Annotated in this window: 18 protein-coding genes and 1 pseudogene; 12 read left to right on the forward strand and 7 right to left on the reverse strand. The window is 61.2% G+C overall.

Annotated elements, in window-relative coordinates; all coding sequences use genetic code 11:
- Positions 1-332 precede the first annotated feature (332 nt).
- Together LOKO_RS16450 and metE are read right to left on the reverse strand one after the other, a co-directional pair.
- Positions 333-1,061: an MliC family protein gene (locus LOKO_RS16450; protein ID WP_066451750.1), complete on the reverse strand. Its 729-nt coding sequence runs from the start codon at positions 1,059-1,061 to the stop codon at positions 333-335.
- Between the two features lie 110 nt (positions 1,062-1,171).
- Complete coding sequence (gene metE / locus LOKO_RS16455; protein ID WP_066451752.1) at positions 1,172-3,472, reverse strand: 5-methyltetrahydropteroyltriglutamate--homocysteine S-methyltransferase; 2,301 nt, start codon at positions 3,470-3,472, stop codon at positions 1,172-1,174.
- A gap of 101 nt (positions 3,473-3,573) precedes the next feature.
- On the opposite strand from metE, the gene LOKO_RS16460 reads away from it, so the two are divergent.
- Positions 3,574-4,488 carry a LysR family transcriptional regulator gene (locus LOKO_RS16460; protein WP_066451753.1) on the forward strand — a complete coding sequence of 305 codons (915 nt, stop codon included), beginning with the start codon at positions 3,574-3,576 and terminating at the stop codon, positions 4,486-4,488.
- Here LOKO_RS16460 and LOKO_RS16465 read toward each other — a convergent pair.
- Together LOKO_RS16465 and LOKO_RS16470 are read right to left on the reverse strand one after the other, a co-directional pair.
- On the reverse strand, positions 4,475-6,109 hold the full coding sequence (locus tag LOKO_RS16465) for an ATP-binding protein (protein WP_066451756.1): 1,635 nt from the start codon (positions 6,107-6,109) through the stop codon (positions 4,475-4,477). The two genes, LOKO_RS16460 and LOKO_RS16465, sit on opposite strands and share 14 nt — an antisense overlap.
- Positions 6,110-6,112: 3 nt before the next feature.
- On the reverse strand, positions 6,113-6,826 hold the full coding sequence (locus LOKO_RS16470; RefSeq protein WP_066451757.1) for a response regulator: 714 nt from the start codon (positions 6,824-6,826) through the stop codon (positions 6,113-6,115).
- Positions 6,827-7,163: 337 nt separating this feature from the next.
- Here LOKO_RS16470 and LOKO_RS16475 point away from each other — a divergent pair, with 337 nt between their 5' ends.
- The 4 genes from LOKO_RS16475 (at position 7,164) to LOKO_RS16490 (ending at position 13,684) form a co-directional block, all read left to right on the forward strand.
- Positions 7,164-10,058 (forward strand): ribonucleoside-diphosphate reductase subunit alpha, encoded by a 2,895-nt coding sequence (locus LOKO_RS16475; RefSeq protein ID WP_083517643.1) that lies wholly within the window; start codon positions 7,164-7,166, stop codon positions 10,056-10,058.
- A gap of 73 nt (positions 10,059-10,131) precedes the next feature.
- Positions 10,132-11,382, forward strand: coding sequence for a ribonucleotide-diphosphate reductase subunit beta (locus LOKO_RS16480; protein ID WP_066451762.1), 1,251 nt, complete (start codon positions 10,132-10,134; stop codon positions 11,380-11,382).
- A 278-nt stretch (positions 11,383-11,660) separates the two neighbouring features.
- Positions 11,661-11,969, forward strand: a complete 309-nt coding sequence (locus LOKO_RS16485; RefSeq protein ID WP_066451764.1) for a hypothetical protein — start codon at positions 11,661-11,663, stop codon at positions 11,967-11,969.
- Between the two features lie 68 nt (positions 11,970-12,037).
- Entirely contained in the window at positions 12,038-13,684 is a 1,647-nt protein-coding gene (locus LOKO_RS16490; protein ID WP_066451766.1) for an alpha/beta hydrolase, read from the forward strand.
- A 155-nt stretch (positions 13,685-13,839) separates the two neighbouring features.
- Here LOKO_RS16490 and LOKO_RS16495 read toward each other — a convergent pair whose 3' ends face one another.
- Positions 13,840-14,379, reverse strand: a complete 540-nt coding sequence (locus LOKO_RS16495) for a hypothetical protein (protein WP_066451769.1) — start codon at positions 14,377-14,379, stop codon at positions 13,840-13,842.
- 400 nt (positions 14,380-14,779) lie between these two features.
- Positions 14,780-15,787 carry a 4-hydroxy-3-methylbut-2-enyl diphosphate reductase gene (gene ispH / locus LOKO_RS16500; RefSeq protein ID WP_066451770.1) on the reverse strand — a complete coding sequence of 336 codons (1,008 nt, stop codon included), beginning with the start codon at positions 15,785-15,787 and terminating at the stop codon, positions 14,780-14,782.
- Positions 15,788-16,463: 676 nt separating this feature from the next.
- Here ispH and LOKO_RS16505 point away from each other — a divergent pair.
- From LOKO_RS16505 to LOKO_RS19715, 4 genes are all read left to right on the forward strand, one after another.
- Entirely contained in the window at positions 16,464-17,522 is a 1,059-nt protein-coding gene (locus LOKO_RS16505; protein WP_066451771.1) for a phytoene/squalene synthase family protein, read from the forward strand.
- 90 nt (positions 17,523-17,612) lie between these two features.
- Positions 17,613-19,784: a cytochrome P450 gene (locus tag LOKO_RS16510; RefSeq protein WP_066451772.1), complete on the forward strand. Its 2,172-nt coding sequence runs from the start codon at positions 17,613-17,615 to the stop codon at positions 19,782-19,784.
- Positions 19,785-19,953: 169 nt separating this feature from the next.
- Positions 19,954-20,325 carry a response regulator transcription factor gene (locus LOKO_RS16515; RefSeq protein ID WP_066451774.1) on the forward strand — a complete coding sequence of 124 codons (372 nt, stop codon included), beginning with the start codon at positions 19,954-19,956 and terminating at the stop codon, positions 20,323-20,325.
- On the forward strand, positions 20,325-20,495 hold the full coding sequence (locus LOKO_RS19715) for a hypothetical protein (RefSeq protein ID WP_158509956.1): 171 nt from the start codon (positions 20,325-20,327) through the stop codon (positions 20,493-20,495). The genes LOKO_RS16515 and LOKO_RS19715 overlap by 1 nt, the downstream gene beginning before the upstream one ends.
- A gap of 85 nt (positions 20,496-20,580) precedes the next feature.
- Here the strand turns inward: LOKO_RS19715 and LOKO_RS16520 are convergent.
- A pseudogene (locus tag LOKO_RS16520) lies at positions 20,581-21,599 on the reverse strand (IS30 family transposase).
- Positions 21,600-21,774: 175 nt separating this feature from the next.
- Between LOKO_RS16520 and LOKO_RS16525 the strand changes: the two are divergent.
- The 3 genes from LOKO_RS16525 (at position 21,775) to LOKO_RS20675 (ending at position 23,039) form a co-directional block, all read left to right on the forward strand.
- Entirely contained in the window at positions 21,775-22,188 is a 414-nt protein-coding gene (locus LOKO_RS16525; protein ID WP_066451776.1) for an FAD synthase family protein, read from the forward strand.
- The gene (locus LOKO_RS16530) at positions 22,185-22,619 is read left to right on the forward strand and encodes a hypothetical protein (protein WP_066451778.1); all 435 of its coding nucleotides are present in this window, start codon (positions 22,185-22,187) and stop codon (positions 22,617-22,619) included. The genes LOKO_RS16525 and LOKO_RS16530 overlap by 4 nt, the downstream gene beginning before the upstream one ends.
- 180 nt (positions 22,620-22,799) lie before the next feature.
- Complete coding sequence (locus tag LOKO_RS20675) at positions 22,800-23,039, forward strand: transposase (protein WP_083517644.1); 240 nt, start codon at positions 22,800-22,802, stop codon at positions 23,037-23,039.
- Positions 23,040-23,074 lie beyond the last annotated feature (35 nt).

Consider the following 23,074-nt stretch of genomic DNA (forward strand, 5'->3'; position numbering starts at 1 on the left):
CCGAACCGAGCGCTCCAACAGCGGTTTTTCTAATGTTGGAGTAGCTTCAGCTCACGACTGGAGGCCGAAGGACTCCCGGCGGTGTTGCCAATGTTGCTGATCATCGCCAACGCCGGCAGCCTCCGCCAAGGCGCCTGACGGCGCTAGTCGCGATGGAAACCAGCGCTCCTACAGCTGCCTTTTCCTGCCATAACAGGCGACTACCACCCTGTAGGAGTAGCTTCAGCTCGCGACTGGAGGCCGCAGGCCTCCCGGCGGTATTGCCGACGCCAACGATCACCGCCAACGCGGCGGCCTCCACCACGCGCCTGGTGAGTCGTAATCAGGTAAGCCTAGGGCGCGATGCCCTGCCCGCACCCTCTTAGCGTCTCCCCATCAATGGTCAAGGTCACCCGTGCGGGGAACGGCTCGCCACTCATGTCATCGAAGCAGGCCCTCGCCTCCAGCCACAGCTCGAAAGGCTGATCGGTCAGGCCGCTGGCCAGGGACACTCGCCCCTGGGCGTTATCCATGGCGGTGACGCGGTAGGGCAGCGTCAGCTCCCGCGCACCGTAATCCAGCGTCAGCGTCAGTTCTGGGGTGTCATGCGCCAGATTGACGTGCCAGCCTGGCTCGTTGCCGCGGCCGTGGAACATCACCCCGGGGCGCTGCTCGCGGGTCAGGGGGGAGCGAGCCATGTCGGCACTGCAGTCGAGCCGGCCGTTGGCGCTCTCCACCACCGCGTCTCCCCCCTTGTTCCAGAAGCTGAGATCGCCCTGCTGGTAGCGCGCACCGCTGGCCACCACCGCCGGAGCCAGGCGATAGGCGCCGTGGGCGGACCACAGCCGCAGCTCGCGCTCGCCAAAGGCGGTGACCAGATCCTGCTGCGGCGTGCAGCGCCAGGCCTCGAAGCGCTCGGCGCCGCCGGGGAAGAGCATCGAAGGCAGCAGCGGTGCGGTGCTGGCGACCTGACCGGTGCCGGGACGCGGCCCGTCGACGGGTGTAGCGGCGCAGCCGACCAGCAACAGCGAAGCAGCAGCCAACAGCGCTGGGCGAAAGGAAGAGAGTCCAAAAAGCGTCATGACAGTTCCTTGGGGGTATCAAACCGATACAGCATAACAGGCGCCGGGGCGAAGGCCGGGGCGCCTGTTTTCACGCTTGCTGTCGAAGCATGCTCGCCCCGGACGCTGGATCAGCCGTGGCGTCGGCGCAGCTCCCGGGCCGCCTCGACCATGTGGGCCAGGGCCGGCTCCACCTCGGCCCAGCCGCGCGTCTTGAGGCCGCAATCGGGATTGACCCACAGCCGCTCGGCCGGGATCCGCTCGGCAGCCTTCTCCATCAGCTGCACCATCCAGTCCACCTGGGGGATGTTGGGCGAGTGAATGTCATAGACCCCGGGGCCGATCTCGTTGGGGTAGGCGAAGTCCTGGAAGACATCGAGCAGTTCCATGTCCGAGCGCGACGTCTCGATGGTGATCACGTCGGCGTCCAGGGCGGCGATGGCGGCGATGATGTCGTTGAACTCCGAATAGCACATGTGGGTGTGAATCTGGGTCGCATCCCGAGCCACGGCAGCGGTGAGGCGGAAACAGGCCACCGCCCAGTCGAGATAGGCCGGCCATTCGCCGCGCCGCAGCGGCAGCCCTTCACGCAGCGCCGGCTCGTCGATCTGGATGGCCGGAATGCCCGCCGCCTCCAGGTCGGCCACCTCGTCGCGCAGCGCCAGGGCGATCTGGCGACAGGTGGTCGAGCGGGGCTGGTCGTCACGCACGAAGGACCACTGCAGCATGGTCACGGGGCCCGTGAGCATGCCCTTCATCGGCCTGTCGGTGAGCGTCTGGGCGTACTCGCTCCAGCGCACCGTCATCGCCGCCGGACGTGCCACGTCGCCCACGATAACCGGCGGCTTTACGCAGCGTGAACCATAGCTCTGCACCCAGCCGAAGCGGGTAAAGACATAGCCCTCGAGCTGCTCGCCGAAGTACTCCACCATGTCGTTACGCTCGGCCTCGCCATGCACCAGCATGTCGATCCCCAGCCGTTCCTGGCGTACCACCGCATCAGCGATCTCGTCGCGCATGCGCGCTTCGTATTCGTCTCGGCCCAGCTCGCCAGCCTTGAAGGCGCGCCGGGCCGCACGAATCTCGGCGGTCTGCGGAAAGGAGCCGATGGTGGTGGTGGGAAACAGCGGCAGGTCCAGTGCGCGCCGCTGCTGCCGGGCCCGCTCGGGGTAGGCGCCGGCACGGCGGGTGTCGCCTTCGGCGATGGCGGCCAGCCGCTCGGCCACGGCCGGCTTGTGGATTCGCGGCGATTCGCGACGAGCGTCCAGCGCCGCGGTGGCGGCCTCGAGCCGTGCGCGATCCTCGGCGGTGGCGCGGTTGCCCAGCAGCCGCGACAGGGTCACCGTCTCGTCGAGCTTCTGGCGGGCAAAGGCGAACCAGCTCCTGAGCTCCTCATCCAGATCGGGCTCGGCGTCCAGGTCCACCGGCACATGCAGCAGCGAGCAGGAGGGCGCCACCCAGAGCCGCTCGCCCAGGCGCATGCGGGCACTGGCGAGCCGCTCGCGCAGCACCGCCAGGTCGGCCCGCCAGATGTTGCGGCCATCGATGGCCCCCACCGAGAGCACCTTGTAGCCAGGCAGGTTGTCGATCACCGTGGTCAGCTGGCCGGGATCCCGAACCACATCGATATGCAGGCCATCCACGGGCAGGCTGACCGCCAGCTGCAGGTTGTCGCCAAGCCCGCCGAAGTAGCTCGCCACCATCAGCTTGACCGGCGCGTTGCGTAGCGTGTTGTAGGCCGACTCGAAGGCCTGCTTCCACTCCCTGGGCAGGTCCTGGACCAGCGCCGGTTCATCGAGTTGTACCCACGTCACCCCCTGGTCGGCAAGCCGGGCCAGGATCTCGCCGTAGACCGGCAGCAGGGCATCGAGCAGCGACAGGCGATCGAACGCCTCGTCGCCCTTCTCCTTGGCCAGCCACAGCCAGGTCAGGGGACCGGTCAGCACCACCTTGACCGGGTGACCGGCGTCACGGGCCTCGGCCACCTCGTCGAACAGCCGGCTGCTGGCGAGCTGGAAGCGCTGCCCCGCGTGCAGCTCAGGGACCAGGTAGTGGTAGTTGGTATCAAAGTACTTGGTCATTTCGCAGGCGGCGGCGGGCTCACCGCTGGGTGCCCGGCCACGCGCCATGCGGAAGGTGGTGTCCAGGTCGACGTCGCCGGCGACGACTTCCTCCTCGGCAGCAAACCGCGGTGGCACGGCGCCCAGCAGTGTGGAGACGTTGAGCACGTGGTCGTAGAAGGCGAAGTCGCCCACCGTGACCAGGTCGAGTCCCGCCTCTCGCTGCACCTGCCAGTGGCTGCGACGAAGCTCACGGCCGGTGGACTCCAGCGCCTCGCGATCACTCTCACCCCGCCAGTAGGCCTCGACGGCGTGCTTCAGCTCGCGACCGCCGCCGATTCGCGGATAGCCAGATATATGAGCTAATGTCATGATGATGTCTCTTCTGCATGAATGAATGCAGAGCAGTCTCGCCGGCCACCTCTGGTGAATCAAACTAAACATACTAATCAAAAACATGAGCTGGATTCATCATGCTTGAACTACGCCACCTGCGCACCCTGATTGCCCTGCGTGACGCGGGTTCCCTGGTGGAAGCCGCGGAACGGGTACACCTGACCCAGTCCGCGCTCTCGCATCAGATCAAGGATCTGGAGGAGCGCCTGGGTAGCCAGCTGTTCGTGCGCAAGTCCCGCCCGGTGGAGTTCACCCGTGCGGGCCAGCGCCTGCTGGCGCTGGCCGAGCAGGTCCTGCCGCTGGTGCGCATGGCCGAGCGGGACCTGGCGAGACTGGTCGGCCATGAGCCAGGCCGGCTTCACATGGCCATTGAATGCCACAGCTGTTTCCAATGGCTGATGCCGACCATCGATCACTTCCGCGATCACTGGCCGGAGGTCGAGATCGACATCCCCGGCGGCCACCACTTCGACCCGCTGCCGGCGCTGGCCCGGGAGCAGCTCGACCTGGTGATCACCGCCGACCCGCAGACACTGCCCGGGGTCTACTACGAGCCGCTGTTCCGCTATCAGGGCCTGCTGGCGGTGGCTCGCCAGCACCCGCTGGCCGACCGCTCCTTCGTGGTTCCCCAGGACCTCGCCGAGGAGACATTGATCACCTACCCGGTGGAGCACAGCCGGCTGGATGTCTTCACCCAGTTCCTCAACCCCGCCGGGGTCAGGCCACGAGAGCTTCGCACGGCCGAGTTGACCATCATGATGATGCAGCTGGTCGCCAGCGGACGCGGGGTCTGCGCGCTGCCCAACTGGGCGTTGACCGAGTACCTGGAACGGGACTATGTGAAGGCAGTGGCACTGGGCGAAGAGGGGATGTGGAGCACGCTGTATGCCGCCATTCGGGAAGAGAGCCGCGACCAGCCGTGGATGGAAGACTTCCTGCGCACCGCCCGGGAGACGTCGTTCGCGGTGCTGGAAGGCATCAGGCCGGCTTGACAGATAGCCGCTCGATCTCCTTCGGTTTCGGCAGCAACAGCGAGAAGCGGGCTCCACCCAGCTCCTGGCTGTCGTCCACCACGACGCTGCCGCCGTGCCAGACCATGATCTTCTGGACGATAGAGAGCCCCAGCCCGTAGCCGCCCGAGCGCCGCGTGCGGCTGTCGTCGAGCCGGGCAAAGGGCTTGAAGATGACCTGGCGCTCGCTCTCCGGAACGCCAGGGCCGTCATCCTCGATGTCCAGCCGCACCAGCCGAGCCTCCACGGTGAGGCGCACCAGCACATGAGAACGGGCGTGTCGGCAGGCATTGGCCACCAGGTTCTGCAGCGCCCGCTGCAGATAACGCGAGTCGGCAAGCGTTTCCACCTCGGGGCCGGGCGCCAGCTCCAGGCGAAGGTGGGCGTGCAGGGGAGCCAGAGTCTCGAGTACACGCTGGGCCATGGCGCGACAGTCGACGACGGTGCGCTGTAGCTCGGCGCCGTTGACGATTCCGCTGTCGAGGCGGGCATAGGTGAGAATTTCGTCAATGAGCTGGTCGAGCTCCTCGATGTCGCCATCGATACCTTGCAGCTGGCGATGGACAGCCGGGTCGTCGGTCATGTCCTCGACCATCTGCACGGCGAAGCGTATTCGGGCAACCGGGGTGCGCAACTCGTGGGAGACGGCGCGTATCATCTCCTGCTGGGAGCGCAGCAGCGACTGCACCTGTGCTGCCATGGCGTTGAAGGCCATACCCACCCGGCCGATGAAGCCACCGCCGTCGACCTTGACCCGGGTATCGAGGCGGCCACTGGCAATGCGACCGGCGGCCAGCTCGAGTCGTGCCAGGCGGGCTTCGACGCCACGCACAATGAGGTAGATGATCGCCGCCAGCACGGCCAGCATGATCACCAGCACCAGCAGCAGCAGGGAGATGGGGGTCGGCTCCAGGGCCGAAACCGGACCGATCGATAGCCACTGTCGGCCACCATCCTGCACGGGTACGGCAAGATAGACCGTCAGCGCCCAATGGCCAGGCAGTAGGCGAATGACCAGCTCACCCTCACGCAGACGCGAGAGCTGATGACTGTCGAGCCCCTCCGGCGCCAGATCGCTGAGGTGAATCGGCAGGGCAGGGGTGGTGACATTGGCCAGCCGGCGCTGACGGGCCTCGCCCTCCTCCTCGGCCAGCCAGTCTCCCAACATCTGAGCAAGGCCACGCAGCTGGCGCTCATTCAATCCAGACAGCCGCGCCTCAAGCACCCGGTACTCACCCGCTATCCGGCGATAAAGACGCCAGTTGGCCCCCTCCTCCGGCTTGACCAGGACACTGCCACGCTCAAGGCGTCTACGCTCGAACCAGCCCAGGCCGGCGTCGTCCGGGCTACGCAGAGAGAGTCGCATATCCAGCCGGTCGGACTGCTGGGTAAGCCAGTCTCCCCGCTCGTTTGCCGGCAAGGCAGCGACCTTCCGGGTCAAGAGCTGTAGCGGTGCTTCGGCCAGCTGCTCACGGTATTGCTCGATACGCACCCGGTCGACCAGGGCCAGACCCATCAGCGCCAGGCCGAAGGTCAGCAGCAGCGCCATGGCCAAGGCCAGGTAGACGCGCAGGAAAGTGCCATCGGCCAGGAACCGCTGCATGGATCAGGCGTCCTTGACGAACAGGTAACCCTTGCTGCGTACCGTCTTGATGCGGTGCGGATGGTTGGGATCATCGCCGATTTTCGGGCGAATTCGCGAAACCCGCACGTCGATGGATCTATCCTGCCCATCGTACTTGATGCCACGCAGGTCGCTGAAGATCTCCTCCCGGGTGAGTACGCGACCGGCGTTGCTGGCCAGCAGCCACAGCAGGTCGAACTCGGCACTGGTCAGGTCGATACGATCGCCTTCCAGCCAGGCCTCACGGGTCGCGCTGTCGATGTCCAGGTTGCCGAACGAAAGGCGTATATCACCCCCCTGTTCGGTATTGTCCGCCCGTCGCAACAGCGCACGCATCCGTGCCAGCAGGACCCGGGGTTGAACCGGCTTGGGAACATAGTCATCGGCCCCCATCTCCAGCCCCAGCACCTGATCCATATCGTCGGTGCGGGCGGTCAGCATGAGAATCGGGCCGCTATAGTCGGGCCTGGCCCGGCGACAGATTGACAAACCATCTTCACCCGGCAGCATCAAATCGAGGATCACCAGGTCCGGCTGCAGGGCCTGGATCTGCTCAACGCCTCGCGAGCCCTCGGCCTCCACGGTCACCTGGAATCCATTGGCCTCCAGATAGTCCCGCGTGAGCTCGGCCAGGCGCACGTCGTCCTCGATAATCAGAACGTGTTCCATGTCACTGCTTTCCAGGTTGTGTTCCATCCTCGTTATCCCCGTGCTGGGCAATTCATTTGCATTTCCGGGACACCCTGTCCCGCCATCTTTACAAGGATACCCGAAATATGTCATTTCGCATGCCTGTGTTGATATTGCGTATAAAACGCCTGTGCAGCGAAGCATAGCCTCGCTGAATGGCGACGCCACAGGAAGTCACCAGCTCACCCACAGGTTATCCACTTGATGCCTGCCAAAAAGCACTCTATCTTGTGTTCACCTACAAACAAACCACAAGATGATGTGCATCTAGCAAGCCGCGCCCTTGCTGTCAATGCCCATCTCATCCCGACGAAAAGCCCCGAGAGGAAGGGAACACCCCATCATGGAACAGCTCCAGACCCCCGATGCGGCCAGCCTGTCCATCACCGCACCGCAGACGCTACGCGTCATCAAGCGTAACGGTGATGTGGCAGTATTCGATGTCAGCAAGATCGCCGTGGCCATGTCCAAGGCCTTCATCGCCGTGGAAGGCGACAATGCCGCCACCTCCTCCCGGGTACGCGATTTCGTCGCCGAGGCCTCGCGCACCATCGCCGAGACCTTCCAGCGCCGCATGCCCGATGGCGGCACGGTGCATATCGAAGATATTCAGGATCAGGTCGAACTGGCCCTGATGCGTGCCGGCGAGCAGAAGGTCGCCCGCGCCTACGTCCTCTATCGTGAAGCCCACGCCCGGGCCCGGGCTGCCGCCGGCGATGACATCGAGAAACCCCACCCGACGCTCAACGTCACGGCCCTCGATGGCAGCCGACGTCCTCTCGACCTGGGGCGTATCGAAACCCTGGTGTTCGACGCCTGCGCGGAGCTGGCCAACGTCGACCCCAATCGTATCGTCGAGGAGGCGCTGAAGAACCTCTACGACGGCGTGACCGTAGACGGCGTCTCCCAGGCGCTGATGATGACCGCCCGCACCCTGGTGGAGAAGGACCCCAACTACACCTACGTCACCGCCCGGCTGCTGCAGGACAACCTGCGCCGCGAGGCGCTGTCGTTCCTGGGCGTGGCCGAGGAGGCCACCTTCGGCGAGATGGCCGAGCTCTACAAGCCGGCCTTCCACGCCTACGTGGCCCGTGGCATCGAGTTCGAGCAGCTCGACCCCAGGCTCGCCGAATTCGACCTGGAGCGGCTGGGCGACGCGCTGGACCACACCCGTGACAACGCCTTCACCTACCTGGGCCTGCAGACCCTCTACGACCGCTACTTCATCCACAAGGATGACGTGCGGTATGAGCTGCCCCAGGTGATGTTCATGCGCGTCGCCATGGGACTCTCGCTGAACGAGGACGACCGCGAAGGCCGCGCCATCGAATTCTACGAGCTGCTCTCCAGCTTCGACTACATGGCCTCCACGCCGACGCTGTTCAACGCCGGCACCCTGCGCAGCCAGCTCTCCTCCTGCTATCTCACCACCGTGCCCGACAACCTGGATGGCATCTACAGCGCCATCCGCGACAACGCCCTGCTCTCCAAATGGGCCGGCGGCCTGGGCAACGACTGGACGCCGGTACGCGCCCTGGGCTCCTACATCAAGGGCACCAACGGCAAGAGCCAGGGCGTGGTGCCCTTCCTCAAGGTGGTCAACGACACCGCGGTGGCAGTGAACCAGGGCGGCAAGCGCAAGGGCGCGGTCTGCGCCTATCTGGAGACCTGGCACCTGGACGTCGAGGAGTTCCTCGACCTGCGCAAGAACACCGGTGACGACCGTCGCCGCGCCCATGACATGAACACCGCCAACTGGGTGCCGGACCTATTCATGAAGCGGGTCTTCGACGACAAGGAGTGGACGCTCTTCTCGCCCTCCAACTGCCCGGACCTCCACGACCTCTACGGTGCCGCCTTCGAGAAGCGCTATGAGGAGTACGAGGCGATGACCTACAGCGGTCAGCTCAAGCTCTACAAGCGGGTGCGCGCCAAGGACCTCTGGCGCAAGATGCTCTCGATGCTCTTCGAGACAGGCCATCCGTGGATCACCTTCAAGGACCCGTGCAACCTGCGCAGCCCGCAGCAGCACGCCGGCGTGGTGCACTCTTCCAACCTGTGCACCGAGATCACGCTCAACACCAGCGTCGACGAGATTGCAGTCTGCAACCTGGGCTCGATCAACCTGGCCCAGCATGTGACCGACGGCCAGCTCGACAACGAGAAGCTGGGCAAGACGGTACGCACCGCGGTACGGATGCTCGACAACGTCATCGACATCAACTACTACGCGGTCCCCCAGGCGCGCAACTCCAACTTCAAGCATCGCCCGGTGGGGCTGGGCATCATGGGCTTCCAGGATGCGCTCTACGCCCTGGGCATCGCCTACGCCAGCGACGGAGCCATCGAGTTCGCCGACCGTTCCATGGAGCTGGTCAGCTACCACGCCATCGAGGCCTCGAGCGATCTCGCCGCTGAACGCGGCCGCTACGAAAGCTTCGACGGTTCGCTCTGGAGCCAGGGCGTGCTGCCCATCGACTCCATCGAGAAGCTCAGGGTCGAGCGCGGCGAGCAGTACATCGAGGTCGACACTTCGAGCACCCAGGACTGGGGGCGCATCCGCAACAAGGTCGTCAAGCAGGGCATGCGCAACTCCAACGTCATGGCCATTGCCCCCACGGCCACCATCTCCAACATCTGCGGCGTCACCCAGTCCATCGAGCCGACGTATCAGAACCTCTATGTGAAGTCGAACCTCTCCGGCGAGTTCACCGTGGTTAACGCCTTCATGGTCAATGACCTGAAGGAGCGCGGCCTGTGGGACGAGGTGATGATCAACGACCTCAAGTACTACGACGGCAGCGTCCAACCCATCGACCGGGTGCCGGATGACCTCAAGGCGAAGTACGCCTCCGCCTTCGAGGTGGAGCCCAAGTGGCTGGTGGAGGCAGCCTCACGCCGCCAGAAGTGGATCGACCAGGCCCAGTCGCTGAACCTCTACATCAAGGGGGTTTCCGGCAAGAAGCTCGACGTGACCTATCGCATGGCCTGGTTCCGTGGTCTGAAGACCACCTACTACCTGCGCGCCCTGGGCGCCACTTCGGTAGAGAAGTCCACCGTGGAGCGGGGCACCCTGAATGCCGTAAGCAACGGCGGTGCGCCGAAGCCGACACCCGCCGCCCCGGCCGCGTCCGAACCGCGGGGCATAGAGGACTTCCTGAGCGGCAAGGCGGGCAGCGGTTCACGCGCCCCCAGCGCCTCCGAGATCGATGACCTGGGCTGCGAAGCCTGCCAGTGACATGACACCCCCTGCAGGCGTGCGGCAAACTGCGCGCCTGCAGGCAGCCGGACCACATACCGGAGAGAAACAGATGCTGAACTGGGACGAATTCAACGAAGACGAGACCGCCGTTGCCGACAAGCCGGCACCGGCAACCCCGGCGCCCGCCGCCAAGGCGCAGCCAAGCGCCCCGGCTGACGCCGGCGAGATCCAGGAAGCCAGCGGGAACTACGTGATCGCCGAGGCCGACCGCATCGAGCGCGCCCGCAAGTCGCTGGAGGAGCTCGACGTCGCCGCCGGCCTCGAGGAGCTGGAGATGGGTGCGGCGCGCATCGAGGTCAGCGACAAGCAGATGATCAACGCCCGCGCCGACCTCAACCAGCTGGTGCCGTTCAAGTACGAGTGGGCCTGGCAGAAGTACCTGGACGGCAGCGCCAACCACTGGATGCCCCAGGAAGTGAACATGAACGCCGATATCGCCCTGTGGAAGAGCCAGGAAGGGCTCACCGCGGACGAGCGGCGCATCGTCGAGCGCAGCCTCGGCTACTTCTCCACCGCCGACTCGCTGGTGGCCAACAACCTGGTGCTGGCGCTCTACCGCCTGATCACCAACCCCGAATGCCGCCAGTACCTGCTGCGCCAGGCCTTCGAGGAAGCCATCCACACCCACGCCTACCAGTACTGTGTGGAGTCGCTCGGCATGGACGAGGGCGCGGTCTTCAACATGTACCGCGAAGTCCCCTCCGTGGCCGCCAAGTCGGCCTGGAGCCTCAAGCATACCCAGTCGCTGGCGCGTTCCGACTTCAACACCGGCACCCCGGAGACCGACCAGGAACTGCTGCGCAACCTGGTGGCCTTCTACTGCGTCACCGAGGGCATCTTCTTCTACTGCGGCTTCAGCCAGATCCTCTCCATGGGCCGGCGCAACAAGATGACCGGCGTGGCCGAGCAGTTCCAGTACATCCTGCGCGACGAGTCGATGCACCTGAACTTCGGCGTCGACATGATCAACCAGATCAAGATCGAGAACCCGCACCTGTGGACGCCTGAGTTCCAGGACGAGGTGACCCAGATGATCCTCGAAGGCACCGAGCTCGAGATCGCCTATGCACGGGACACCATGCCCCGCGGCGTGCTCGGCATGAACGCGGCGATCATGGAAGAGTACCTGCGCTTCATCTGCAACCGCCGCCTGGCCCAGATCGGCCTGAAGGAGCAGTACCCCGGCGCCCAGAACCCGTTCCCCTGGATGAGCGAGATCATCGACCTGCGCAAGGAGAAGAACTTCTTCGAGACCCGCGTCACGGAATATCAAGTGGGTGGCGCGCTGAGCTGGGATTGAGCGGACTGGAAAGCAAGGGGCATACCCGATAGTTGCAAGCTTGGGAGGAAGCACCATGACCGAATCGAGAAGTGTCATCAAACGCGTCTACGTGCCCACGCATGTACGCGATCTTCCAGGCGGGGAGAGAGTCCGCATCCCCGGCTACTATAAGAAGCCACCTTCGAGCTGATATGGCAGCGCCCCTCCCGGTAACGGGCGGGGCGTTTTTCATGAACCGGGCAATGCCTGCGATCGGGTAATGCCTCTCTTGAGTCGCAACAACCGAGGACAATCCCATGCATCCAACACGATCCGTAGAAGCACGTCGCGATCCCCAGGCCTGGCAGACCGCACTGGACCGGGCGCTGGCCGCCCATGAGAGCGAAGACGCCCTCGCCCACTATCCCCATGTGGCCTTCGCTTTCCCCTCGTCGTCCCCCAACCCCTACTCGGGGGACTATCCGCTGCTCAACTACCGGGAGCCCAAGGAGTGGGCACCCACGCGCGGCTGGCGGGGGCGGCCTGCCCCGGACCGGGCTCCCGCAGGCGAGAAGTACAGCCCGCCAGTGCGCTTTACCCGCGGCAAGGCATGGAGCTCGCATTGAGCCGGCGTTGCACTTCCCTGCCCTGGCCCCTAGTCTCTTAGGTTTTTGACGACGGGCGCAGGGTAGACATGCATCACACGGCCGTACGACTGCTTCGACAATTCTCGGCGACAGGCCTGCTGGTGGGGACGTTGTTCTTTGCCTTCTCCCTTACGCCAAGCCTGCTGCCGAGGCCCATGTATTCCCAGGGCATCGTTTCGGGGCTCTCGCTTGCCGCCGGCTACGCGCTGGGCTATGCCGGCCATTGGCTCTGGTACTACCTGCACCTGCCCAAGCCCAGTCTCCGGCTGGCACTCACCATCAAGCTCACAGCAGCAGTGGTATGTGCCGTGATCGCCGCCGCCTTCCTGTGGCAGGCCTCCGAATGGCAAAACAGCATTCGCGAGCTCATGGGCATGGAGGAGGTCAGCGGCATACGCCCGTTCTATATCGGCACGATTACCCTGCTGATCTTCGGTGCCCTGCTGCTGGTCGCCCGGCTGTTCCGTCGCACCTTTCGTTTTCTTTCGCAGCGACTGCAGCGTTACATCTCCCACCGGGTATCCAATGTCATCGGCGTCCTCGTAGCAACCATGCTGTTCTGGTCGGTCATCGATGGCATCATCTTCACCCTGGCCCTGCGCGTGGCAGACAACTCCTTCCAGCAGTTGGACGAGTTGATCCAGGACGACCTGGCGCCACCCACCGACCCGATGCAGACCGGCAGTGCCAGCTCGCTGATCGGCTGGGAAGAGCTGGGCAGCCGTGGGCGGCGCTATATCTCCCGCACCCCTTCCGCAGAGGAGCTGACCGCATTCCTGGGTGAGCCGGCGCAAGCACCGATACGTGTCTACGTTGGTTTGAGTGCCGCGGAGACACCGAAAGAAAGGGCCCAGCTCGCCCTGGCAGAGCTGAAGCGCGTTCGCGCCTTCGAGCGCTCGGTACTGGTTCTGGCTACCCCCACCGGCCGTGGCTGGGTCGACCCCGGCGCCCAGAATACCCTTGAGTACCTGCAGCGCGGCGACGTGGCCACGGCAACCGCCCAATACTCCTACCTGCCGAGTCACCTCACGATCATTGCCGAAGGGGATTACGGGGCAGAGAACGCTCGCGCCCTGTTCGAGGTTGTCTACGACTACTGGACCACCCTTCCCGCCGAGTCGCGGCCGAAGCTCTACCTGCACGGCCTCAGCCTGGGGTCGCTCAATTCCGATCTCTCCTTCGACTTCTACGACATCATCGACGACCCCTTTCACGGCGCCCTCTGGAGCGGCCCGCCGTATCGCAGTGAAACCTGGCAAGCGGTGACCCGCGACCGCGAGCTCGGATCGCCGGCATGGCTCCCGACTTTCCGCAACGGCTCGGTGGTGCGCTTCATGAATCAGTACCAGGGGCTGGATATGCCGTATGGAGAATGGGGGGATTTCCGTATCGCCTACCTGCAGTACGGCAGCGACCCGATTACCTTCTTCGAACCCTGGTCGTTCTTCCGGGAACCGGAGTGGATGCGAGAGCCCCGCGCACCGGACGTCTCGCCGGAACTTCGCTGGTACCCGGTAGTGACCATGCTGCAGCTGCTGGCCGACCTGACCATCGGCAATGCTCCGCCCGGTTACGGCCACTCCTTCTCGGCCAGGCACTACCTGGACGCCTGGGCGAAACTGATCGAACCGGAAGATTGGACCGAGGCCGAGCTGGAGGAGCTGCAAAGACGAGTCGCCGAATCTTATCGTTGAATGTCGGTAAGCACTCCCAACAGAGTGCGAAGGCTGCACTGGCACAATACAAGCGACAGAGAACTGCCGGATTGCTATCGCAATCCATAGGGTCCAAAACGAAGCGGCCTCTTCCTGAATGAAAAGGCCGCAGGCTAGTAGGCAAACATGCCAGGCTACTGGGGGACTGTTATTTCTCGCCAGCCACGTGCCATGTAAGTAAAGTTTCCGCCGGGGTTATTCCCCTCCAACCATAGCCTGGCCGCCTCGGGAGAAACACTCCCCAGAAGCTCCCATGCTGCGTCCAGGTATTCCAATACGTGCAGGTAATCGTTGCCTCCTCCACCGGTCAAGTCGATATTCACCTCATTGAAGACACAGTTGCCATCCCGACAGCTATAGGGTGCGGCGATTATGGAGCCCTCCAAGTCCCCTCCACCGCCGCCCTTGACTGTATAATCGCCGAGAACGATGATCAGCCCCTGGAACTCGGGGTTACCGTTAAACTCCACATTGCCATCGATGATCAGTACGCCATCACCTGCCGAGCTCCCTCCCGCCGAAAACTTTCCACGGCTCGGCTGACATTGTTTGTCTATGTCTGTTGAGCACGTGGTGCCATCCGGCATCTCTTCACCGTCAAGATAGCCAAAAGGCCGATACTCGCCATCCGAGTCGAAGTGATCGCCCTCAGATATGATATTGAAACCCGACATACTGCCACTCAAGGAGTCCGAACTGGCACTGCTGTATCCATCGGAAAAAATGGCAGAAATGAACTTATGAAAATCGTTGGCATCTGAAAGAATATGATCCTTTGGCTTGGTTGAAATCCCGCCCTTGTAATTGCAAAGCCTGTTCTGACCACTATTGCAAGTGGAATAATTCCCCGTATAGTCACCATCCTGATTAACTGCCGCGGCCGCATAAAAAGTGCCATCGCCCGAGACAAGCTTCTAACTGTTTCTGGCTTTAGTTTTGATACATACAAAAGACTGCAGAACAACTTTAACAAAGGAAACAGATATAACAAATAAACCACACCCCAGCCTGTCAGCGCAAGTGCCACGCTCTAGCTATGTACCTATCATGCAGTCAGCTGGCACNCCCTTTTCATCAGCTCCTGGCAATTACCAGTTGATGCAGCTCACGGGGCATTGAAAAAGTGATGGTTTCTTCGCGGCCTTCCAGTTCTTTTGGTGCGGCGGCGCCGAGTGACTTCAAGCGTTCAATTACGTCTTTTACCAGCACCTCGGGCGCGCTGGCCCCGGCGGTGACACCCACGCGCTGCACGTTATCCAGCCAGCTCGCATCGATCTGCTCGGCGCTGTCGATCAAGTACGCCGGTTTTCCCATGCTCTCTGATAGCTCACGCAGCCGATTGGAGTTGGAACTATTGGCACTACCGACCACCAGCACCAAATCGCTCTCTGCGGCCAACTCACGCACCGCATCTTGGCGGTTCTGGGTGGCATAGCAAATATCATCCGTTCGCGGGCCGCTGATCTCGGGGAATTTATTCCGCAAGACGTCAATAACCTTGGCGGTGTCGTCCATCGAGAGCGTAGTCTGGGTCACGAATGCCAGCCGGGTGGGATCCTTGACATCCAGATTGGCCGCGTCGTGTTCATTCTCGACTAGATAGATGCGGCCACCATGGGAGGTGTCGTAGCGCCCCATGGTGCCTTCCACTTCGGGGTGTCCTTCGTGACCAATCAGAACACACTCCTGGCCGCGCTTGGCGTAGCGCAGCACTTCCATGTGAACCTTAGTGACCAATGGGCAGGTGGCGTCGAAGACTTTCAGCCCGCGCCGTTCTGCATCTTGCTGCACAGCACGCGACACGCCATGGGCGGAGAAAATCACGATGACGTCATCCGGCACTTCGTCCAGCTCTTCGACGAACACCGCGCCACGCTCGCGCAGCGATTGGACCACAAAACGGTTGTGGACGACCTCATGGCGCACGTAAATTGGCGGGCCAAACACATCTAGCGCGCGATTGACGATATCGATTGCCCGGTTGACTCCTGCGCAAAAACCGCGCGGGTTGGCCAGTTTGATCTGCACAGGGGCTTCAGATGTCGTCTCCGGGAGCGTCTTGGAAGCTGTTTCAGAAGCCATGCTCACCCCTTGATGCCACTGCATCGCAAAAAAATGGAGAGTGCCGTTAATAATAAACAGCGCGTTTAATGGGGTCAGCCCCAGCTCAACGACGGAATTGTCGATCTCAAAAATCAGGTTACCCCCCGCCAGCGTCTGGTTAAAGGCCTTCCCGATTGAATCGTCGACACACTACCAGCGCCACAACCGCGCCGCTATCCGCTCTGGCCTTCCCCATCAATCCAATCACAAACAGGGAAAGCCTGTCGATGGTCGATGAGCCCGCCTACGCTTATGCACAGCATTTTTCCGGAAAAGCCGTAGATAGAAATGCAAGAGAACTGATGATCATCAGGTGGCTTGATCACGCCTCAGTGGCCAGCGCCTGCCCCGAACCAGCAGAAAGGGCCGGTCTGGCACCCTGATGAAAAAGCTGGGGTAACATGAACGGGGCCGTTGCAGGTCGCTGGGCGGACCGGTACGCTTTCATTCCGACGGCCTCCTTCAGTGTATTACTGGTTAACGCCTGTTGATGCGGCCAATTGATTAGAATAGCCCAGCTGCATGTTCGTGGAAAAATGTGCCTTTTTTAGCGCTCATCGCTTTTTTCACGCCAATCCCGAGATATCGGAGACATTCAACATGATCTGGCTCGAGCGGGAAATACCCTGTTCCCGACATCGGAGATGAGACTGCTATGAGGCCTGCCTCGCTCGCCCTACAGAACCGGCTGCTGCCCGGTGTCTCCCGGACGTTTGCTCTGACCATTCCACAGTTACCGATGCCCCTGCGCCCGGCGATCACCAATGCCTATCTCCTGTGTCGTATTGCCGACACGGTGGAAGATAGCACCGCCATGGCGCCCGACGAAAAAGACGCTCATTACCAGCGCCTGCTGGAAGGGCTGAGTGACCCCATCGCCGCTCGGAAGTTCTCCGAGGCGCTGCTCGATACCAGACTGGTACAAGACCCCCTGGAACGGGAACTCATCGTTCAGACACCCGGCGTGCTGCTCGCCTTCGGAGAATTGCCGGTCGATCAGCAGAGGGCATTGCGCGATTGCTTAACCACCATGTGCAACGGCATGGCGAATTTCGAACGTCTCAAGAACCCCTATGGGCTCGAAGACAGTGACAGCCTGCGCGATTACTGCTACGTGGCTGCTGGATGCGTTGGCGAAATGCTGACTCGCCTGTTCGCCGACATCAATCCGAAAATCCACGCCCAGCGCGAAGAGCTTCGGCGCCTGTCGTTGGCCTTCGGCCAGGGACTGCAGTTGACCAACATTCTGAAAGACGTCTGGGATGATCGTCAGCGCAATATTTGCTGGCTCCCGCGTGACGTCTTCGAGGCGCGTGGCATTGACCTGAGGCGGACACATGACTGGCAGGATCATCCCGGCTATCGCGACGGGATCCGCTTTCTGGTGGCCGTTGCGCATCATCATCTGCGCCAGGCGCAAGAGTACACGCTGCGCATTCCCGCCTCTGAGGTCGGCATTCGCCGCTTCTGCAGCTGGTCGATCGGCATGGCGCTCTCGACGCTGCGCAACATTGCCGACAACCCAGGTTTCACTGCCGGCGAGCAGGTCAAGATATCGCGGCGACGCCTGCGCATGATCGTGGCCACGAATAACCTCACGGTCGTCAACGATATGCTGCTGCGAGGTGTCTTTCGGCTGAGCTGCTACCGACTGCCCAGCGTTCAGGAACAGGAACTCGGCCGCCTGCAGGCGGGCCATGACGGAAATGCATGAAGATGCGCCCCACGCTTTTCTTATTCTGGCGCAACGCCACCCGCATGCGGCATATAGCCGGACAAGCACCCAATAACAGGAATCCGCTTGATGACTGATTCGAAGCCCACCGAGTCTACGCCCCCACCCAGCCTGCCTGGCTTACCCCTGCTCGGCAACACGATCGAGTTGCTGACCAAAGACGCCAATCGGTTTTTCAGTGAGGCCTACGAGAAGCTCGGCCCGGTGTTTCAGGTCAACTACCTGTTTCGCAATTACACCATCATGGCGGGGCCGGAATCGCTGAACCATCTGCTGGAATTCCGCGAACAGGGCATGAGCCGAGAGGCGTTTTTCGGTCCGGTGGACAAACAGATCGGGGGGGTCGTGCTGCTGACGCAGCCCGTTGGGGCGTATCAGAATCTACGCAATCAGGCACGTCTCGCGTTTTCCCGTCAGCTGGCCGCAGAGTTTATTCCCGATCTCGTCGGCTGCGTGGATGAGGGCCTGGATCGGCATCCGCCGGGCAGCACCGTGTCGGTGATGGATCTATGCACACGCGTAAGCTTCGATCAATACAGCCGGTTACTGTGTGGTGAGAGCCTGGACGCCTACTTCGATACCGCCAACCGCTACGCGGTGTGGGTAATGAACATAGGCGTCAAGAAGGTGCCGGAGTTCAGCGTCCATCTGCCGGCCTACAAGAAGCTGCGCCGGGACGTCATGAAGATGGCGGATGAAGTACTCACGCGTTATGAAAATCGCCCGGCAGACCATGGCATGCCGTACACGATCCTGGATGCCCTCGTCAGCGCCACAGACGATGACGGAAACCCGTTGCCGCGCAAGGATCTGGTGGCAACGTTGCAGTACGGCATTATCGGTACCGTGGTGTATATGAACCGCACCGTCGCCTTCCTTCTGCACGACCTGCTATCGAACCCCGAACACTACGAACGCGTGCGCGAAGAAGTCGACGGCGCCTATGCCAACGGGCTGCCCGACAGCCTCGATCTGCGCGGCATGAGCACGCTGAATGCGGCGCTCAAGGAGTCGATGCGGCTACACCCGGTGTCGCTTGGCATGCCATTCATGGTCGATGAGCCCTTCGAGTTCAACGGCCACACGGTTCCCAAGGGGCAATTCTGCGTCTATAGCGGGGTCCCTAACCACTTTAGTGCCGACTTTTATCCGGAACCACACCGATTCGATCCAGACCGGTGCCGCGCACCACGCAATGAACACAAACAGCGCCGGGCATACGCGCCTTACGGATATGGCAAACGCGTCTGCCCCGCAGGGGGGCTGGTGGAGACGTGTACCCTGGTTTCGATCAGCCGGATCATTCACCGACGCACCTTCGAGCGCGTACCGGCCAATGATCCGCTGCGCACCGTCCTCGCTCCGCTGCCAGCACCGGATCGCAAGTTCCGTATCCGTTTTAATGAAGAGCGCAGCAAGCATGCCGCGGGAAAGACGGATCACACGCAACTCGCCGTCAACGCACTCGATGAGCTTTTCGAGAGTGGCCGCCTGGCGAAGCCCGCCATGCGCGAGCGGCTGGACCATGTGACCGCCCGCCGCCATGAGCCGGGTGATTACATCCTGCGCAAGGGAGAGCGGGCCGAGACATTCCATGTTCTGATTGAAGGCACCGTCGAGGTGACGTCGGGGTCGGATGAACATCTGGCCACCCTGGAGCCAGGCAGCTACTTTGGCGAAATCGGCCTGCTCGGAGAGGGTCGCAGAACCGCCAACTGTCTGTCGACTACCCGCACACTGGTGCTGGAGATGACGCGGGAAGATTTCCTGGCCATCGTGCTAAAGGATGACCTGGTGCCCGGTGAAATCGCGGCTGCGCTGCGCCAGCGCTACCTGACCACCCGTATGCACAAAGCCCTGCCTGCACTCACCTCAGAGCAGCTGAGAACGCTGGCCGGGACCGGCTCGCTGAAACGCTTCGAGGCCGACGACACCATCATTCGCCAGGGGGATGAGGCCGACTGGTTTTACATTCTTCTCACCGGGAAAGTTGCAGTACTGATCGAGGATGCAAATGGGACACAGCAAGTGGCGACGCTTGAAGCAGGCGACCACTTTGGTGAAATCGGCATTATCGAATCAAGAGCACGAACGGCAACGGTACAGGTTACGCCGGATGGCCCCGTAGAGACCCTCGCTATCCAGCGCGATGCCCTGTTGGAGCTCGTCGAACACGATCCGCAGGCTCGCAAGGATATTGCATCAGTCATCATGGACCGAATCCGCACAGGGGCGCCGTAACGCTTCGCTAGCCCGATGGATGGTCCGTATACCATTGGGCAGCTCTCTCTTTAGGAAGCAACGAAGGATGACAGAGTCTGTTTGGCCCAAGGTCGTCTTTGCCGGCACCCCCATGCCCACTAGACTGATGAGTAATAATCTATAAAAGACCCTATATGAGGAGTGACCGATGGCCAAGGTTCTGGTGGTAGACGATGAGCCCAACATCGTTCTGTCGATCGAGTTCCTGATGCAGCAGGCCGGCTTCGACGTGGTTACCGCCGAGGATGGTGAAAGCGCTCTCAAAAGCGTTACCGATTCGCCACCGGATCTCATCCTGCTCGATATCAGCCTGCCTGGCATCAGTGGTTTCGACGTCCTGGAACAGCTGCGCAACGATCCACAACATGCCAGGCTGCCAATCATCATGCTCACGGCCCATGGTCGCGAGGTAGAGAAAGAGAAGGGATTGGCCCTGGGGGCCGATGATTACGTGACCAAACCCTTCTCTACCCAGGCGCTGGTCGAGAAGGTAAAGACCCTGCTGGCCGAGGATGCCTGATGATGCGTGGCAAGCTCCCCAGGCGCCAGCGCCTGATCGGGCTATGGCTGCTGCTCAGCGGAATCAGCCTCTTTGGTGGAGCCATCTTCGCCGCCTGGCTGGATAGCCTGTTTCAGCCTCAAGGACTGGCCCGGCTGGTACTCTGGCTGGGCTGCTTCTTTATGATGTAGGCTTGTGATGAAGCTAGGAAATGGTGCTCTCTCAATAAATAATTTCGCCCCCTATGGGGGGCGGTCTCCAGTTCCAAGCGCAACACTATTGAAGGGTGCTCGGGCCGGCAACGGATTTCTTGAGCACCTCGGCATAAGCTTCCAACGGCGTTCGCCAGTCCAAAGTCTTACGAGGCCGGGTATTCAATGAGTCGGCGATAGCATCTAGTTCTGCCTGACTGTAGACAGAGAGGTCCGTCCCCTTCGGCAGGTACTGTCGCAACAGCCCGTTGGTGTTCTCATTCGATCCCCGCTGCCATGGGCTATGCGAGTTAGTGAAGTAGATGGCCGTACCGCTCTTCTGAGTGATTTCGGCGTGTTTCACCATCTCGCGGCCTTGGTCATAGGTAATGCTGAGCCGCAGTGCCCGCGGCAACTCGTTCAGCTTATCGCTGAACCCCACAGCCGCCGCTGTCGCCGTGGTGCCATCCAGTTTGGCCAGGATGACTAAGCGCGTGGTGCGTTCAACCAGCGTGCCGACGGCAGAACGGTTGTTGGCGCCCATGATCAGGTCACCCTCCCAGTGGCCCGGCATCAGGCGATCCTCGATCTCGGGCGGCCGCAGGTGAATGCTGATCAGATCCGGAATCTGGTTGCGTCGATCCTGGCCGCGACTGCGTGGCCGTCGTTTGCCCTTGCCTTGACGCAAGCAGGCTATCAGCTCCTTCTTAAGCGTCCCGCGCGGCATGAGGTAGATCGCGTTGTAGATGGTCTCATGCGAGACCTGTCGGCCAGTGTCGTGAGGAAACATGAGCTTCAGTGTGCTGGCGATTTGCTTCGGTGACCAGTACTGACGCAGCAGATGGGTCACTAGCTCGAACAGCTCACCCTCGGGATGCAGTTTCGGGCGCTGACGTGGCCGATGGCGCGTCAATCGGTCTCGATGGCCTGCCAGGCCGGCATTGTAGCCCTTGACGGGATCAACCGTGTGGCGAGCGAGTTCGTGCGACACGGTACTCGATGCACGGCCCAGGTGTGGGCGATGTCGCGGATCGAGTGCGTGGCTCGCATGATCATGAGGGCGGCTCGCTCTTCTAAGTTGAGGTGGTGATAACAATGGGTCATGGCAACACGATACCTGAGGGTTCACGTGTTGCACTTGGTCATTGAGACCGCCCATCTTGATTTACGATCCCATTGTAGCCTATGAATGTGTCGGACTAGTGACTTGATTTTTATAATTTTAATACATGGCCGTGACTTGCAGCGAATTCGTGCAATCTAAAATAGAGAGGGAGTGATGAAAGTAATAGGGTACACGACAGGCGTTTATGACCTTTTCCACATTGGCCACTTGAACCTTCTGAAGCGAGCCAAGCTTGAGTGTGACTACTTGATTGTTGGTGTAACCACTGATGAGCTGTCTGAGTTTAGAAAGGGCAAGCGACCAATCATTCCCTTTACAGAGCGGATGGAAATCGTAGAGCACATAGAATTTGTCGATGAAGTTGTTCCTCAAACAAACATGGACAAGTTTGAAGCCTGGAACAACTGGAAGTTTGACAAGATGTTTGTAGGCAATGATTGGCAGGGCACTGAGAAGTGGAATGAGTTGGAGCGTCAGTTTGCTGAAGTCGGCGTAGAGATCGTCTATTTTCCATACACGACTCATACTTCCAGCACCAAGTTGAGGGAGATACTGGAGAAGCTATGACACAGGAAAACATGCTCACAGCATTCCGTGAAACGTTTCAGCTAGATGGGCTAACTATTCTTCAAAATGAACATTGGGTGCTGTCGGTCCGCCCTGAGCAGCTGACCTTGGGCTCAATGGTGTTGAGTTCTGCCAAGGGAAAAACTGAGCTGAGCCAACTGACAGCGGAAGAGGGAGCTGAACTGGCCCAGATGCTGGGTAAAGCGGAAACGCTAGCAAAGAAAAAATTTGGTGCGATACGTATCAATGCAGTTTGCTTGATGATGAAAGACCCGATTGTTCACTTTCACATATTTCCACGTTACGATAGAAATGTGGAAGTCGATGGGATCATATGGCGTGATGAAGACTATCCAAGCCCCCCTGTTATTAGGAAAATTGATACTGATATAGAACTGCTTGATTATCTGATGAGCAAACTCAGGTTATAATGTTCAATGTATTTTTTCTTCCGACCTGACCTAGGGAACCGCTGATCAATTCGATGCCGAGCGCCTCTAGCGCTCAGCGCAGCAAATTTCGCGCTTCAGCGCTTGATTTTTGACCACCTCAAGTGGCCTATTTCCCTGGCCCTATCCGTCAACGTAGTTGTCACCTAAACGGATTGAGAGGTGATCAACGTGCGTTACCCCGCAGAGCGTAAGGAAGCCATCCTCAAGAAGATGGCGCCGCCCATGAGCCTGACCATCCCGGAACTGGCCGAGCAGGAAGGCATTACAGCGACAACCCTCTACAATTGGCGGAAACAGGCCAGATCACGAGGACAGGTTTTGCCATCACGTTCGACCAAGCCCGACCAATGGACCAGCCAGGAGAAGTTCCAGATCGTCCTGCCTAGATTCATAGAATAACCGCAGCACTTTGGACCACCGGGTAGAAGCAGGGG

The sequence above is a fragment of the Halomonas chromatireducens genome (assembly GCF_001545155.1).
Taxonomy (GTDB): Bacteria; Pseudomonadota; Gammaproteobacteria; order Pseudomonadales; family Halomonadaceae; genus Halomonas; species Halomonas chromatireducens.